This is a genomic window from Gammaproteobacteria bacterium (genome assembly GCA_022340215.1).
In the GTDB taxonomy this organism is placed as follows: domain Bacteria; phylum Pseudomonadota; class Gammaproteobacteria; order JAJDOJ01; family JAJDOJ01; genus JAJDOJ01.
In genome coordinates, this window is sequence record JAJDOJ010000265.1 from 1 (window position 1) to 15,981 (window position 15,981).

Consider the following 15,981-nt stretch of genomic DNA (forward strand, 5'->3'; position numbering starts at 1 on the left):
CGTACGCCTTGAATTCCCCGCCGCGCTGCTCCGCCATCACCTTCGTCAGCGCCGCCGTCAACGTCGTCTTACCATGGTCCACGTGACCAATCGTCCCAACATTCACATGTGGCTTCGTACGCTCAAATTTCTTTTTGGACACGTCTCGAATCCTCTCCTTTTAGAGTGATGACTTATGAGGCCTGCTTGATGACCGCCTCGGACACACTGTTTGGCGCCTCGGCATATTTCTGGAATTCCATCGAGTAGGTAGCACGACCCTGCGTCGCGGAGCGCAGATCCGTGGCATATCCGAACATTTCCCCGAGCGGCACCTCGGCCCGAATCACCTTCCCGGCCGGCGCATCCTCCATACCCTGCACGATGCCGCGCCGGCGGTTGAGGTCCCCCATCACATCGCCCATATACTCCTCGGGCGAGACGACCTCGACCTTCATCACGGGTTCGAGGAGCACGGGATCGGCCTTGGCCGCACCCGCCTTGAAGCCCATGGAACCGGCGATCTTGAATGCCATCTCCGAAGAATCCACATCGTGGTAGGAGCCGTCGTACAGGGTGACCTTGACGTCCACTACGGGATATCCCGCAATGACGCCGTTCCCCATCTGTTCCTCGACACCCTTGCCGACCGCCGGAATGTACTCCTTGGGGACCACGCCGCCCACGATGGCGTTCTCGAATTCGAACCCGGCGCCCGGTTCCTGAGGCTCGATCCGCAACCAGACGTGTCCGTATTGACCGCGACCACCCGACTGACGGACGAACTTGCCTTCCTGCTCGACCGGACGCCGAATGGTTTCCCGGTACGCCACTTGCGGTGCGCCGACGTTGGCCTCCACCTTGAACTCGCGCTTCATCCTGTCGACGATGATGTCCAGGTGCAGCTCGCCCATACCCGAAATGATCGTTTGTCCGGACTCCTCATCGGTCGCCACGCGGAACGAGGGATCCTCCTGCGCGAGCTTCTGCAGGGCGATGCCCATTTTCTCCTGATCGGCCTTGGTCTTGGGCTCGACCGCCACGGCGATGACCGGCTCGGGAAACTCCATCCGCTCCAGGGTAATCACGTTGTTCAGGTCACACAGCGTATCGCCGGTCGTTACGTCCTTCAGCCCGACAGCGGCCGCTATGTCGCCGGCAAGTACCTCCTTGATCTCGTCCCTGCGGTTGGCGTGCATCTGGAGGAGTCTGCCGATCCGCTCTTTCTTGCCCCGCACCGCGTTCAGGACCGTGTCACCGGACTTCAGGACACCGGAATAGACCCGGAAAAACGTCAATGTCCCGACGAAGGGGTCGGTTGCGATCTTGAATGCAAGCGCGGCGAAGGGTTCCGAATCCGACGCCTTGCGCACACCCTCCGACTCCTCCGCGTCATCCAGCACGCCCCTGATCGGCGGGACGTCGCTCGGCGACGGCAGATAGGTCACCACCGCATCCAGCATCGCCTGCACGCCTTTGTTCTTGAAGGCGGATCCGCAGAGTGTCGGCACAATTTCGTTGGTGAGTGTGCGCTGCCTCAGGCCGTCACGGATCTCGTCGGTCGACAGATCACCCTCCTCCAGGTATTTGTCCATCAGCGCATCGGTGGCTTCGGCAGCCGCTTCCAGCATCTGTTCCCGCCACTCCTGACAAGCGTCCGTCATGTCGTCCGGAATGTCCTTCTCTTCGTAGGTCGCCCCCATGTCCGACTCGTTCCAGTAGATCGCCTTCATCCTGATCAGATCGATCACGCCCCGGAAATTCTCTTCCGCCCCGATGGGCAGCTGGATCGGGATCGGGTTGGAACCCAGTCTCTCCCGGATCTGGCCCACGACGCGAAGAAAATCGGCGCCAGCCCGATCCATCTTGTTGACGAAAGCGAGCCTGGGCACATTGTATTTGGTGGCCTGCCGCCAGACGGTTTCCGATTGCGGTTCTACACCACCGACGGCACAGAATACAGCGCAGCTGCCATCGAGAACGCGCAGGGACCGCTCCACCTCGATTGTGAAGTCCACGTGCCCCGGCGTATCGATAATGTTGATGCGGTGCTCGGGAAACTGGTGGTCCATGCCGCTCCAGAAGCACGTCGTCGCGGCGGAGGTGATAGTAATGCCACGCTCCTGCTCCTGCTCCATCCAGTCCATTATCGCCGCACCGTCATGGACCTCCCCGATCTTGTGCGAGATACCGGTATAGAAGAGCACCCGCTCGGTCGTCGTGGTCTTGCCGGCGTCGATATGCGCCATGATGCCGATATTGCGATAACGATCTATTGGTGTTTTACGCGCCACGGAGCACCTCGCCTGTTACCAGCGATAATGTGAAAATGCCTTGTTCGCTTCCGCCATGCGAAGCGTGTCCTCACGCTTCTTGACCGCTGCGCCTCTGCTGTCCGCCGCATCCATCAGTTCGCCGGCGAGCTTGTTCATCATGGACTTCTCACCGCGTTTGCGGGCGGCGTCTACGATCCAGCGCATGGCCAATGCCATCTGCCGGACCGGCCTGACTTCAATGGGCACCTGGTAGGTCGCGCCACCTACACGCCTGGACTTGACTTCGACCGCGGGCTTGACGTTCTCGAGCGCCTGGACGAACAGTTCGACACTGTCCCCGCCCTTCTTATCGGACAACTGGCCCAGCGCACCGTAGACGATCTTTTCCGCAACGGATTTCTTGCCGTTACGCATGACCATGTTGACGAACTTCGCCACCTTCAATTCCCCGTACTTGGGATCCGGAAGGATCTCACGTCTCGGGATCTCTCTTCTTCTCGCCATGATGAATTACTTACCTGGTCCGTTGCGGGTTACGACTTCGGCCGTTTCGCGCCGTACTTCGAGCGGGCCTGCTTCCGATTCTGAACTCCCTGCGTATCGAGGCTACCCCTGACCACGTGATAGCGAACACCCGGAAGGTCCTTCACACGCCCCCCCCTGATCAGAACGACGGAATGCTCCTGCAGGTTGTGACCTTCGCCACCGATGTAACTGGTGACCTCATAGCCGTTGGTAAGCCGGACACGTGCCACCTTTCTCAGGGCCGAATTCGGTTTCTTCGGAGTCGTCGTATAGACGCGGGTACACACACCGCGCTTCTGCGGGCCTGCCTCCAGCGCGGGGACGTTTGTCTTTTCCAACTTGCGCTTGCGCGGCTTGCGCACCAGCTGATTGATCGTCGACATGGTGATTCCTGATTACTTACCTGATCAGGTGCTGCCGCCTTCGCGTCAGCACCGGGTTCGAGCCGGATCCCGTCACTCCCTGGCGGGGCCCGAAAAAGCAAGACAGGCCGGTTTGGGCCGGCCTGTCCAAGGCTGCGGGATTTTAGAAACTGCACCCGTCAGTGTCAAGCTGGAGACCAGCGATAACAGGCGGCTCCTTCCTGCGCTCGTGGGCCGCGGTTTACTCAGCCGAACTGCCGGCCCCCTGAATCTCCTGGTTCGACTCCAGCTCGCCGGTCGCGACCGGCGCTGGCGGCATTTCCATCGACAGCATGTCCCGCGCCCGCTTCCGGCGTTGTTCGTCGTGAAACGCCTGCCCCGTTCCGGCCGGAATCAGGCGCCCGACGATTACGTTCTCCTTCAGTCCCCGGAGGTCGTCACGTCCCCCGCGCACCGCGGCCTCGGTCAGTACGCGCGTCGTCTCCTGGAAGGAGGCGGCTGATATGAACGATTCGGTCACTAGCGAAGCCTTGGTGATACCGAGCAACACCGGTTCGGCCTGTGCCGGCTGCTTCCCTTCCGCCTCCATTCGCTCGTTCTCCTCCTGCAGCCTCGAGCGCTCGACGTGCTCGCCCTGAAGCAACGAGGTGTCACCGGAGTCGACGATCTCGGCCTTGCGCAGCATCTGGCGAATGATGACCTCGATGTGCTTGTCGTTGATCTTGACGCCCTGCAGCCGGTAAACATCCTGGATCTCCTGAACCAGATACTCCGCCAGCTCGGTCACACCCAGGAGCCTGAGGATGTCGTGGGGACTTCGTTCCCCGTCGGCGATCACCTCCCCTTTCTCCACATGCTCGCCCTCGAACACGTTGACCTGGCGCCACTTGGGTATGAGTTCCTCCATTGCCTCTCCTTGATCGTCGGTGATCACGAGGCGCATCTTTCCCTTGGTTTCCTTTCCGTAGCTCACGGTACCCGTGTGGGGCGCCATGATGGCCGGCTCCTTCGGTTTGCGCGCCTCGAAAAGATCCGCCACCCTGGGAAGACCACCGGTGATGTCGCGCGTCTTGGACGATTCCTGCGGGATGCGAGCGACGACGTCGCCGACGTCGACCTTTGAGCCGTCCACATGGCTGACAATCGCCCCCGCCGGGAGGACGTAGTGTGCCGGAATCTCCGTTCCCGCGTGACAGAGCTCGTTGCCGGACTCATCGACCAGCTGCACCATGGGCCGCAGGTCCTTACCCGAGGCCCCACGACTCTTGGGATCCGTGACGACCGTGGAGCTCAACCCGGTAATCTCGTCCATCTGATGGGTGACGCTGACACCCTCCACGAATTCGAAGAAGCGGATGGTGCCCGCCACTTCGGTCACGATCGGGTGTGTGTGCGGATCCCACGTCGCAACGATCTGGCCCGCGGTGACCGCCGTATTGTCGGTCACGGAGAGTACCGCGCCGTATGGCACCTTGTAGCGTTCCTTCTCCCGACCGTGACGGTCAGCGAGACTGATTTCGCCAGAGCGCGACACAGCGACATTGTTGCCGCTCTGCTGGCTGACGAGATTGATCTTGTGCAGACGTATCGTGCCATCGGCCTTGACTGCGATATTGCTGGCCGCGGCCGCTCTGCTGGCAGCGCCGCCGATATGGAAGGTTCTCATCGTAAGCTGGGTGCCCGGCTCGCCGATCGACTGCGCGGCGATCACGCCGACAGCTTCTCCATTGTTCGCCAGATGGCCTCGCGCCAGGTCCCTGCCGTAACAGGTCGAGCAGATTCCGAACCGGGATTCGCAGGTAATCGCGCTACGTACCTTGACCTCGTCGACACCGAGTTCTTCGAGACGATCTACAAACGACTCGTCGAGCTGCGCGCCGGCCTTCATCACCGCTTCCGCGGCCCCGGGCGGTACGACATCCTCGACCAGCACGCGCCCGAGGACACGTTCGCTCAGCGGCTCAACCACGTCACCACCCTCGATGATCGGCTTCATGACGATGCCATCGCTGGTGCCGCAATCCAGTTCCGTGATTACCATGTCCTGCCCGACGTCGACCAACCGCCGGGTCAGGTAGCCGGAGTTCGCCGTCTTCAGGGCCGTATCGGCCAGTCCCTTGCGGGCACCGTGGGTAGAGATGAAGTACTGGAGTACGTCCAGTCCTTCCCTGAAGTTCGCCGTAATCGGTGTTTCGATGATGGATCCGTCCGGCTTGGCCATCAGTCCGCGCATACCGGCGAGCTGCCGGATCTGCGCCGCCGAGCCCCTAGCGCCGGAGTCGGCCATCATGTAGATGGAATTGAAGGACGGCTGACTCACGGTTTCCCCGCTGGCGGCGACCACCTCTTCACTTCCCAGTTGGGACATCATCGCCTTGGCCACCTGATCGTTGGTGTGCGACCAGATGTCGACGACCTTGTTGTAGCGCTCCCCCTTCGTGACCAGCCCGTTGGCGTACTGATCCTGGATGTCCTTCACCTCGCGCTCGGCTGTCGCCAAAATCTTCGCTTTCTCTTCGGGGACGGCCATGTCCTCCACACCGAAGGACACCCCGGAGCGCGTCGCATAGCGGAACCCCGTGTACATGAGCCTGTCGGCGAATATCACCGTTTCCTTGAGACCAACCGTGCGGTAGCAGGCGTATATCAGCCCCGATATCGCGCGTTTCCCCATGTTCCTATCGATCAGGTCGAATCCCAGGCCGTCGGGCAATAGCTGGGACAGCAACGCGCGACCCACCGTTGTTTGTACCCGTCGTACCGACTCCTTGCGTTCTCCCTCCCCGTCGAACAGTACCTCCCGAATGCGCACCTGCACCTTTGCATGCAACTCCACGGCACCGCCTTCATAGGCACGATGTACCTCGTCGACATCCGCGAAGACCATCCCCTCTCCCCTGGCGTTGATCCGCTCCCGGGTCATGTAATAGAGGCCCAGTACGATCTCCTGGGAGGGGACGATGATCGGCTCGCCGTTGGCCGGTGACAGGATATTGTTCGTCGACATCATCAGCGCGCGCGCCTCGAGCTGCGCCTCCAGCGACAGCGGCACGTGCACGGCCATCTGATCGCCGTCGAAGTCGGCGTTGAAGGCGCCGCACACCAGGGGGTGCAGCTGTATCGCCTTGCCCTCGATCAGTACCGGTTCGAAGGCCTGGATACCCAGGCGGTGCAGGGTGGGCGCCCGGTTCAGCATCACCGGGTGCTCCCTGATGACCTCGTCGAGGATATCCCAGACCTCCGCGCCTTCCTTTTCCACCAGCTTCTTCGATGCCTTGATCGTGGTGGTGAGACCCCGAAGGTGGAGCTTGCTGAATATGAAGGGCTTGAACAGCTCGAGCGCCATCTTCTTCGGCAGCCCGCACTGATGCAGCTTGAGCGTGGGACCCACCACGATGACGGAACGTCCGGAGTAGTCCACCCGCTTGCCGAGAAGGTTCTGGCGGAAGCGCCCCTGCTTGCCCTTGATCATGTCGGCAAGCGACTTCAACTGGCGCTTGTTGGTCCCGGTGATCGCCCGGCCTCTTCTGCCGTTGTCGAGCAGTGCATCGACCGACTCCTGCAGCATGCGCTTCTCGTTGCGGACGATGATGTCCGGCGCATTCAGTTCCAGCAGCCGCTTGAGACGGTTGTTGCGATTGATGACGCGGCGGTAGAGATCGTTCAGGTCGGAGGTCGCGAACCGCCCGCCGTCCAGCGGCACCAGCGGACGAAGGTCCGGGGGCAGCACGGGCAGTACGGTCATGATCATCCACTCGGGACGATTGCCCGATTCCAGGAACGACTCCACCAGTTTGAGACGCTTGGAAAGCCGCTTCAGCTTGGTCATCGAGCGGGTTTCCTCGACCTCCTTGCGAAGATTGGCCGCTTCCTCCGTCATGTCGATCGAGGCCAGCAGCTTGTAGACCCCCTCGGCCCCCATCAGCGCCTCGAACTCGTCGCCGTGTTCCTCGAAGGCCTCGAGATAGGTGTCATCCGAGAGCAGTTGCCCCTTCTCCAGGGTCGTCATTCCGGAATCCACGACGACGAAGGCCTCGAAGTAGAGTACGCGCTCGATATCGCGTAGCGTCATGTCGAGCAGCAAACCGATACGCGAAGGCAGAGACTTCAGAAACCAAATGTGCGCAACAGGACTGGCGAGCTCGATGTGTCCCATGCGTTCGCGCCGTACCTTCGTGTGCGTCACCTCGACACCACACTTCTCGCACACCACACCCCGATGCTTGAGCCGTTTGTACTTGCCGCACAGACATTCGTAGTCCTTGGTCGGACCGAAGATCTTCGCGCAAAAGAGCCCGTCGCGTTCGGGCTTGAAGGTTCGATAGTTGATCGTCTCGGGCTTTCTCACCTCACCGTACGACCAGGACCGGATCAGGTCCGGAGACGCCAATCCGATACGGATGGCGTCGAAATCCTCAACCTGTTCCTGCTGCTTCAAGAGGTTCAGTAAATCTTTCATCGTCTCTCCTGCCGACTGGGCTTTCCGGGGTCCGTGAATCCCGGAACCTCGATCAGACGCGCGCGCCCTGTCGGGCGCCGCGCGTTGCGGGTATCAATTCTGCTCCATCTCGATATTGATCCCCAGGGATCGGATCTCCTTGGTCAGTACGTTGAACGACTCCGGCATGCCGGCCTCCATTCGGTGGTCACCGTCGACGATGTTCTTGTACATCTTGTTCCGTCCATTCACATCGTCGGACTTGACCGTGAGCATCTCACGCAGCGTGTAGGCGGCGCCGTAGGCCTCCAGCGCCCAGACCTCCATTTCTCCGAAACGCTGCCCGCCAAACTGCGCCTTACCGCCCAGCGGTTGCTGAGTCACCAGGCTGTAGGGGCCGGTCGAGCGCGCGTGCATCTTGTCGTCCACGAGATGATTGAGCTTGAGGACGTGCATGTAGCCCACGGTTATCGGTCGGTCGAACGTGTCCCCCGTCCGACCGTCGTACAGCATGGTCTGCCCGTTCTCCGGCAGATCGGCCAGACGCAGCATTTCACCGATCTCGTCCTCGTTCGCGCCATCGAATACCGGCGTCGCCATCGGGACACCTTCACGCAAGTTCTGCGCAAGGTCCGCGATTTCTTCATCGGAGAACTCGCCGAGATTGACCTTTTCGTACTGGTCGGCATTGCTGTTGTAGACCTTCTCCAGGAACTGACGGAGGTCGCTCGTCTTGCCCCCTGAATCGACCATCCTGCCGATCTTTGCGCCGAGCGCTTTCGCCGCCCAACCGAGATGTGTCTCCAACACCTGCCCCACATTCATTCGGGATGGCACACCGAGCGGGTTCAGGACGACGTCGATCGGGGTACCGTCCTCCATGTGCGGCATGTCCTCCACGGGGACGATCATCGAGACGACACCCTTGTTCCCGTGTCTTCCCGCCATCTTGTCGCCTGGCTGCATCCGCCGCTTCACCGCCACGTAGACCTTGACCATCTTCAACACGCCGGGGGCGAGATCATCCCCCGCCGAAATCTTCTCGCGCTGCCTCGTCAAACGGTCCTCGAAACTCTCGCGCTGCTGTTTTAGTTGTGCGGAGAGTTTCTCCAACTGGACATTGACCTCCTCACTGCGCATCCGCACCTCTAGCCATTTGCTGCGTTCGATGCTCGCGAGATAGGTCTTGGTGACCTTGGAACCGGACTTGAGCGTTCCGGGCCCGCCCTCGGCCAACTTACCGGTGAGCAACTTCTCCACGCGCGAGTAGACGTCGTTCTCGTAGATCCGTAGCTGGTCGTTGAGATCGATTTTGAACTGTGCCATCGCCGTCTCTTCGATCTGCAAAGCCCGCTTATCCTTTTCGACACCATCACGCGTGAACACCCGAACATCGATGACCGTGCCCTCGATGCCGGAAGACACCCTCAAGGATGTGTCCTTCACGTCGGAAGCCTTTTCGCCGAAGATCGCCCGCAGCAGTTTCTCTTCCGGTGTCAGCTGGGTCTCACCCTTGGGCGTCACCTTACCGACAAGGATGTCACCGGGCCTGACCTCGGCGCCGATGTACACGATCCCGGAGTCGTCGAGCTTGGCGAGCAGCGTCTCGCTGACATTCGGGATATCGGCCGTGATTTCCTCTGAGCCCAGCTTGGTGTCGCGCGCGACGCAGGTCAGTTCCTCGATATGGATGGTGGTGTACCGGTCCTCCTCGACCACCCTTTCCGAGATGAGGATGGAGTCCTCGAAGTTGTAGCCGTTCCAGGGCATGAAGGCCACCAGCATGTTCTGCCCCAGCGCGAGTTCGCCCATATCGGTCGAGGCACCGTCGGCCAGCGCATCGCCCGCCTGCAACTGGTCACCGGGCTTCACCAGAGGTCTCTGATTGATACAGGTGTTCTGGTTGGACCGGGTGTACTTGGTCAGGTTGTAGATATCCACACCGGGCTCGCCGGCCTCGGCCTCTTCATCGTTCACACGGACCACGACACGTGCGGCGTCGACGCTATCGACGGTCCCGCCCCGTCGCGCGACCAGCGCCGCGCCGGAATGAATCGCGACGGTCCGTTCCATCCCCGTCCCGACCAGCGGCTTCTCCGCCCTGAGCGTAGGCACGGCCTGTCGCTGCATGTTCGATCCCATCAGCGCGCGGTTTGCGTCGTCGTGCTCCAGAAACGGGATCAGTGACGCCGCGACGGAAACGATCTGCTTGGTGGAAACGTCCATGTACTCGACGCGGTCCGGTGTCGACAGGGCGAACTCGTTGCTCTGCCGGCACGAAACAAGCTCGTCCACCAGCCTGCCCTCCTCGTCCAGTGTCGCGTTCGCCTGCGCGATGACGTACTGGCTCTCGTCGATGGCCGACAGGTACTCGATCTCGTCGGTCACGTGTCCATCCACGATCTTGCGGTAGGGCGTTTCCAGGAAACCGTACTCGTTGGTCCGGGCATAGACGGCAAGAGAGTTGATCAGGCCGATATTCGGACCCTCAGGGGTCTCGATCGGGCATACGCGCCCGTAGTGGGTGGGGTGCACATCCCTTACCTCGAACCCCGCCCGCTCACGGGTTAGTCCGCCGGGCCCGAGCGCCGAAATCCGACGTTTGTGCGTGACTTCGGAAAGCGGATTGTTCTGGTCCATGAACTGGGACAACTGACTGGAACCGAAGAATTCCTTGATCGCCGCCGCGACAGGCCGAGCGTTGATCAGCTCCTGGGGCATCAGGCCTTCGGATTCCGCCAGCGCCAGACGCTCCTTTACGGCGCGCTCCACACGGACCAGACCGACGCGGAACACGTTCTCGGCCATCTCCCCAACACAGCGCACACGCCGGTTTCCCAGGTGATCGATATCGTCGACGATACCCTTGCCGTTGCGGATGTCGATCAGGACTCGCAGCACTTCCAGGATGTCTTCCTTACTCAGGATCCCCGGACCGGTTGTTTCCTTGCGTCCCACCCGGCGGTTGAACTTCATGCGCCCGACGGCGGACAGGTCGTATCGTTCCTCTGTAAAAAAAAGATTGTGAAACAGGTTCTGCGCCGCTTCCTTTGTCGGGGGTTCCCCGGGGCGCATCATGCGGTAGATATCGATCTGCGCCTCGAGTTCGGACTGGGTCGAATCGATCCTCAGCGTGGAGGAGATGAATGGACCCCGGTCGACCTCATTGGTATAGATCGTCTCGAACTCCGAGATGCCCGATCCGCGTATCTTCTCGATCAGTTCCGCCGTGAGTTCCGTGTTGGCGGGCGCGATCAGTTCGCCGGTTTCCTTGTCGACCGTGTCTTTTGCCAGGGCCTTCCCGATCAGGTACTCCTCAGGCAGGTCGAGTTTCGCGAGCTTCCCTTCCTCCATGAGCCTGACGTGACGCACGGTGATCCTGCGCCCCGCTTCGACGACCACCTCACCACCGACCTTGATATCGAAAGCGGCGATCTCACCCTGAAGCCGTTCCGGAATCAGCTTGAGAACGAAGCCCTTTTTCGTTACCCGAATGGTATTGAGCTCGAAGAACTTTTCGAGGATCTCCTCGGTCTCGCAACCGAGCGCTTGCAGCAGCACCGTGGCGGGCAGTTTGCGCCGCCGGTCGATCCTGACGAAGACACAGTCCTTGGGGTCGAATTCAAAATCCAGCCACGAACCGCGGTAGGGAATGACGCGAGCCGAATAGAGCAACTTGCCCGACGAATGTGTCTTGCCCTTGTCGTGGTCGAAAAACACCCCGGGTGAGCGGTGGAGCTGCGACACGATGACCCTTTCGGTGCCATTGACGACGAAGGTGCCATGATCCGTCATCAGAGGGATTTCCCCCATGTAAGCTTCCTGTTCCTTGACGTCCTTGACCTTCTTGGTGCCCGCCGGTGCGTCCTTGTCGTAGATCACCAGTCGCAGCGTTACCCTCAGAGGCGCGGCATAGGTCTGGCCACGCAATTGACATTCCTTCACATCGAAGGTCGGGGTGCCGAGACGGTAGCCAACGTACTCGAGGACCACGTTGCCAGAATAACTCACAATCGGGAAAACCGACGAAAACGCAGCATGCAGACCGCTCTGCCTGCGGGACTCGTCGTCAGCGCCCTCCTGCAGAAACCGGCGATAGGATGCAAGCTGAATATCGAGCAGGTAGGGCTCGTCCAGAATTCGCGGCCGCTTGCCAAAATCCTTTCGAACGCGTTTTTTTTCGGTGTAGCTGTATGTCATTACGTATCCCCGTGGAATTCGATTAAGGCGATTGCCGGAAAATGACATACCAGATCGCGCCGGATTTTCGTTCGTCATCAAGGCGCGACAACAGGCGCATAGCCGAACTATGTAACGGTTGTCGCAACACAGAGGACGGACGACAAAGACAAGCAGGATGGTATGTCATTTGACAGAATTCGCCTAACACCCCTCGCGAGTGCGGTAACCAGTCTGTTCGGATACCTTAGCGAAGGCCCCGAGCATGCAGCCGCGGTGGGAATCGCTCATTGGCGCAAGCACAAACAGGCCGGTGGCAGGGCGGCCACCGGCCTGCGAATTACAAACGTCCCAGGAGCCGAAGCAGAACAATCGTTGTCGCTTACTTCAACTCTACGCTGGCACCGGCCTCCTCGAGCTGCTTCTTGATATCTTCCGCTTCATCCTTGCCAGCCGCTTCCTTCACGGTCGAAGGTGCGCCTTCGACCATGTCCTTGGCCTCCTTCAGACCAAGGCCCGTGAGGGCCCGTACCACCTTGATGACCGGTACCTTGTTTCCACCGAATCCTGTCAGGACGACATCGAACTCGTCCTTCTCGGCCGCGGCTTCGGCCCCGGCATCGCCTGCCGCGTCAACCGGCGCGGCTGCCACCGCTGCGGCCGCGGACACGCCGAACTTCTCCTCCATATCGGAAATGAGGTCAACGACCTCCATCACCGTCATGTTCGATATCGTTTCCAGAATCTCTTCTTTGGACACTGCCATGATGATTTCTCCTGATTGAATGCTTGACCCGATCCCGCTCTCGATCACGCGGCGGACTGTTTCCGATCCCGGATTGCTGCCGCTGTGCGCACCAGCTTGGCATGCGGCTCGGCCAGGGTACGAACAAACTTCTCTACCGGCGCCTTCATGACTGCCATCAGCATACTGATGGCCTGATCCCGAGTCGGCAGGCTGGCCAACCTGCCAAGTTCGCTTGCGTCGAACAACTGTCCGCCGATCGCGATGGATCGCACCTTGAGCGATTCGTTCTCCTTACCGAACTCCTTGAACAGCCGCGCCGCGGATCCTGGGTCTTCTCGGGAAAACGCCAGGACCAACGGGCCGGTCAGATCCGGCGAGAGACACTCGAATTCGGTGTCCTTCACCGCGCGTCGGGTCAGCGTGTTCTTCACTACGCGGAGATACACACCGGTTTCACGCGCCTTTACACGCAAGTTCGTCATGTCCTCGACGCTCAGCCCGCGGTACTCCGCGGATACAGCGGAATGCGCGCTCGCGGCCACCTCGGCCACCTCGACCACAATCCGTTTCTTGGACTCCAGAGTCAGCGCCACAATCTCACTCTCCCAATAACGCACGGGCAAACCCGTGAACAATGAAACAGACGACCCTTCACGATCGCCCACCCTGCGGCGCTCCGCATGGAAAAATCCACCTGAATCGGATTTACACCGCCTGCGCAGGCCGGAACACTCGGGACAGAGACCTCACGTCTGGTCCTGACGGCCCTTGATTAAGCCTTTCGGTGCGGAAATCGGAACTCCGCGCGAACGGCACCTGCGGTCTTTGACGCACACCTGTCTTTGGGAACAGGTGATTCTCAAACCGAAACCAGACCTCCCTGCTCCAGCTGAATTCCGGGCCCCATCGTGCTGGAAACGGTAATTTTCTTCAGGTACACACCCTTCGCCGCCGACGGCTTCGCCTTGACAAGGTCCGCGAGCAGCGCTTTCAGGTTGCCCTCGAGGGCCTTCGGCTCGAATTCAATCTTGCCGATGATGCAGTGAATGATCCCGGCCTTGTCCGTACGGTAACGGACCTGCCCCCCCTTGGCGTTTCTGACGGCCTGCGCGACGTCCGGTGTTACCGTACCGACTTTCGGGTTCGGCATCAGTCCACGAGGCCCGAGCACCGGTCCGAGCTGCCCGACGACACGCATCGTGTCCGGTGAGGCGACCACGACATCAAAATCGAACTGCCCCTGCTTGACGCTTTCCGCAAGATCATCGAGGCCGACGATATCGGCACCCGCCTCCCGGGCTTCGTCAGCCTTGGCGCCCTGCGCGAACACCGCCACACGCACCTCTTTCCCCGTACCATTGGGCAGGACGGTGGAGCCGCGAACCACCTGGTCCGATTTTCTCGGGTCTACGCCAAGGTTCACACTCACATCGATGGACTCCGGGAACTTCGCCGTCGACAGTTCCTTGAGCAGGGCAAATGCCTCCGCGGCCTGATACTGTTTCCCGGGCTCGATCTTTTCCCGAATCGCCCGCATTCGCTTGGATAGTTTTGCCATGACCTAGATCCCCTCGACATCCAGTCCCATACTGCGTGCGGTGCCGGCAATCGTGCGCACCGCGGCGTCAAGGTCCGCTGCGGTCATGTCCGGATCCTTGGCCTTCGCGATTTCCTCGAGCTGGTCCCGACTCACCTTGCCAACCTTTTGCGTGTTAGGCGTACCGCTTCCCTTCGGAACACCGGCCGCTTTCTTCAGCAGAACCGCGGCGGGCGGTGTCTTGGTGATGAACGTGAAGCTTCTGTCGCTGTAGACCGTGATGATTACCGGGACGGGTAATCCCTGCTCCATAGCCTGGGTCTTGGAATTGAACGCCTTGCAGAACTCCATGATGTTGACGCCATGCTGCCCGAGCGCCGGCCCGACCGGCGGACTCGGGTTCGCCTGGTTAGCAGGCACCTGAAGCTTGATGTAAGCTTCGACTTTCTTGGCCATTTTTCACTCCTGCGGGTTCAAGCGCCTCTCGGCTCCCCTTCAGTGTTCGATGCCCCTGAGAGGACACCTGTGGTTACGCCCACGCTGCCGCTCCGGATATCGCCGGACAACACGCGGAACGATTCGTCACGCGTTCAACTCAGCTGTCGCGGACCGGGATCGCCAACCGGCAGCACGCGCTCCCGCAGCTTCCTACCCCTTCTCGACCTGACCGAACTCGAGCTCGACCGGAGTCGACCGCCCGAATATCTGCACGGCCACCAGGAGCCGGCTCTTGTCGTAGTTGACTTCCTCTACCGTACCGCTGAAGTCGTTGAACGGACCGTCGATGACACGGACCGACTCACCCGGCTCGAACAAGACCTTCGGTCTCGGTTTCTCGACCCCGTCCTGTATTCGATGCAGAATCGAATCTGCCTCGGCATCGGTGATCGGGGCGGGCCTGTCCGAGGTCCCACCGATGAATCCCAGGACTTTCGGTGCATCCTTGATCAGATGCCAGGATTCGTCTGTCATTTCCATCTGCACGAGCACGTATCCCGGGAAGAACTTCCGCTCGCTGCGCCGCTTCTGGCCCTCCTTCATCTCCACGACCTCTTCGGTCGGGACAAGGATCTGGCCAAAGCCGTCCTCCATGCCATAGCGCCTGATCCGTTCCTCGAGCGATCGTTTCACCTGATTTTCGAATCCGGAATATGCATGTACAACGTACCACCGCAGCGCCATCAGCGTCCCCGCTACCCAATCACGAAACGAACCAGCCAGCTGAGCAACATGTCCAGCAGCCAGAGGAAAATACCAACGACGACGACCACCACGAAGACCACCAGTGTGGTCTGGACGGTTTCCGCCCTCGAGGGCCACACCATCTTCCGCACTTCCACGCGGGCATCCTGCATGAAAGTCCAGATAGCGCGACCCTTCGCCGTCGTCGAGGATATCGCTATGGCGACAGCCGTCAACACGAGGAGACCCAGCACCCTGTAGAGCTGGGACTGATCGGCATAGTAGTAAAACCCACCCACCCCGACGAGCAGCAGCACGACGGAGACGGACAACTTCAGGGTATCCAGGGTTGCCGCCCGGACTTCGGCCTTTGCAGACATAAGAAGCTTAATGACCTAATTCGGGAATCGGATAAAGCTGGCAGGCCAGGAGGGACTTGAACCCCCAACCTGCGGTTTTGGAGACCGCTGCTCTGCCAATTGAGCTACTGGCCTAGTAACCTGCGAACGCTCCGGATGCACGGAGCAACGACCAACGGCGGTCTCACCACCCCGGCGCATCCGTAAATCATGAACTCCTGACTCGTGAATGACACCTACTCAATGATCTTCGAGACCACGCCGGCGCCGACGGTCCTGCCGCCTTCGCGGATCGCAAAGCGCAGCCCGTCTTCCATCGCGATCGGTGCGATCAGACTCACCGTCATCTTGATGTTGTCCCCGGGCATCACCATCTCGACACCCTCGGGAAGATCC

Annotated in this window: 13 protein-coding genes and 1 tRNA gene; all 14 read right to left on the reverse strand. The window is 60.4% G+C overall.

Going from position 1 to position 15,981, the window contains the following annotated elements:
• On the reverse strand, positions 1-142 hold a 142-nt coding region (tuf, locus tag LJE91_18045; protein MCG6870559.1), incomplete at its 3' end, for an elongation factor Tu.
• A gap of 31 nt (positions 143-173) precedes the next feature.
• A complete protein-coding gene (gene fusA, locus LJE91_18050) occupies positions 174-2,273 on the reverse strand; it encodes an elongation factor G (protein ID MCG6870560.1) in 2,100 nt (699 codons plus the stop codon).
• A 15-nt stretch (positions 2,274-2,288) separates the two neighbouring features.
• Complete coding sequence (gene rpsG, locus LJE91_18055; GenBank protein MCG6870561.1) at positions 2,289-2,759, reverse strand: 30S ribosomal protein S7; 471 nt, start codon at positions 2,757-2,759, stop codon at positions 2,289-2,291.
• Between the two features lie 29 nt (positions 2,760-2,788).
• On the reverse strand, positions 2,789-3,163 hold the full coding sequence (gene rpsL, locus LJE91_18060) for a 30S ribosomal protein S12 (GenBank protein MCG6870562.1): 375 nt from the start codon (positions 3,161-3,163) through the stop codon (positions 2,789-2,791).
• Positions 3,164-3,383: 220 nt separating this feature from the next.
• Complete coding sequence (gene rpoC, locus LJE91_18065; protein ID MCG6870563.1) at positions 3,384-7,601, reverse strand: DNA-directed RNA polymerase subunit beta'; 4,218 nt, start codon at positions 7,599-7,601, stop codon at positions 3,384-3,386.
• Between the two features lie 93 nt (positions 7,602-7,694).
• Positions 7,695-11,780, reverse strand: coding sequence for a DNA-directed RNA polymerase subunit beta (rpoB, locus tag LJE91_18070; protein MCG6870564.1), 4,086 nt, complete (start codon positions 11,778-11,780; stop codon positions 7,695-7,697).
• 361 nt (positions 11,781-12,141) lie between these two features.
• Entirely contained in the window at positions 12,142-12,525 is a 384-nt protein-coding gene (gene rplL, locus LJE91_18075) for a 50S ribosomal protein L7/L12 (GenBank protein MCG6870565.1), read from the reverse strand.
• A gap of 44 nt (positions 12,526-12,569) precedes the next feature.
• Positions 12,570-13,100, reverse strand: coding sequence for a 50S ribosomal protein L10 (gene rplJ / locus LJE91_18080; protein ID MCG6870566.1), 531 nt, complete (start codon positions 13,098-13,100; stop codon positions 12,570-12,572).
• Positions 13,101-13,366: 266 nt separating this feature from the next.
• Positions 13,367-14,065 carry a 50S ribosomal protein L1 gene (gene rplA / locus LJE91_18085; GenBank protein MCG6870567.1) on the reverse strand — a complete coding sequence of 233 codons (699 nt, stop codon included), beginning with the start codon at positions 14,063-14,065 and terminating at the stop codon, positions 13,367-13,369.
• 3 nt (positions 14,066-14,068) lie between these two features.
• Positions 14,069-14,500, reverse strand: a complete 432-nt coding sequence (gene rplK / locus LJE91_18090) for a 50S ribosomal protein L11 (protein ID MCG6870568.1) — start codon at positions 14,498-14,500, stop codon at positions 14,069-14,071.
• A gap of 192 nt (positions 14,501-14,692) precedes the next feature.
• Entirely contained in the window at positions 14,693-15,226 is a 534-nt protein-coding gene (nusG, locus tag LJE91_18095; protein MCG6870569.1) for a transcription termination/antitermination protein NusG, read from the reverse strand.
• Between the two features lie 11 nt (positions 15,227-15,237).
• Positions 15,238-15,606 carry a preprotein translocase subunit SecE gene (secE, locus tag LJE91_18100; GenBank protein ID MCG6870570.1) on the reverse strand — a complete coding sequence of 123 codons (369 nt, stop codon included), beginning with the start codon at positions 15,604-15,606 and terminating at the stop codon, positions 15,238-15,240.
• 38 nt (positions 15,607-15,644) lie between these two features.
• Positions 15,645-15,720: transfer RNA gene (locus LJE91_18105), tRNA-Trp, on the reverse strand.
• A 101-nt stretch (positions 15,721-15,821) separates the two neighbouring features.
• On the reverse strand, positions 15,822-15,981 hold a 160-nt coding region (locus LJE91_18110; GenBank protein MCG6870571.1), incomplete at its 5' end, for an elongation factor Tu.

Bases quoted from the DNA above. Each gene is read 5' to 3' on its own strand.
- rpsG (MCG6870561.1), bottom strand. From the start codon at position 2,759: ATGGCGAGAAGAAGAGAGATCCCGAGACGTGAGATCCTTCCGGATCCC.
- rpsL (MCG6870562.1), bottom strand. From the start codon at position 3,163: ATGTCGACGATCAATCAGCTGGTGCGCAAGCCGCGCAAGCGCAAGTTG.
- rpoC (MCG6870563.1), bottom strand. From the start codon at position 7,601: ATGAAAGATTTACTGAACCTCTTGAAGCAGCAGGAACAGGTTGAGGAT.
- rpoB (MCG6870564.1), bottom strand. From the start codon at position 11,780: ATGACATACAGCTACACCGAAAAAAAACGCGTTCGAAAGGATTTTGGC.
- rplL (MCG6870565.1), bottom strand. From the start codon at position 12,525: ATGGCAGTGTCCAAAGAAGAGATTCTGGAAACGATATCGAACATGACG.
- rplA (MCG6870567.1), bottom strand. From the start codon at position 14,065: ATGGCAAAACTATCCAAGCGAATGCGGGCGATTCGGGAAAAGATCGAG.
- rplK (MCG6870568.1), bottom strand. From the start codon at position 14,500: ATGGCCAAGAAAGTCGAAGCTTACATCAAGCTTCAGGTGCCTGCTAAC.
- nusG (MCG6870569.1), bottom strand. From the start codon at position 15,226: ATGGCGCTGCGGTGGTACGTTGTACATGCATATTCCGGATTCGAAAAT.
- secE (MCG6870570.1), bottom strand. From the start codon at position 15,606: ATGTCTGCAAAGGCCGAAGTCCGGGCGGCAACCCTGGATACCCTGAAG.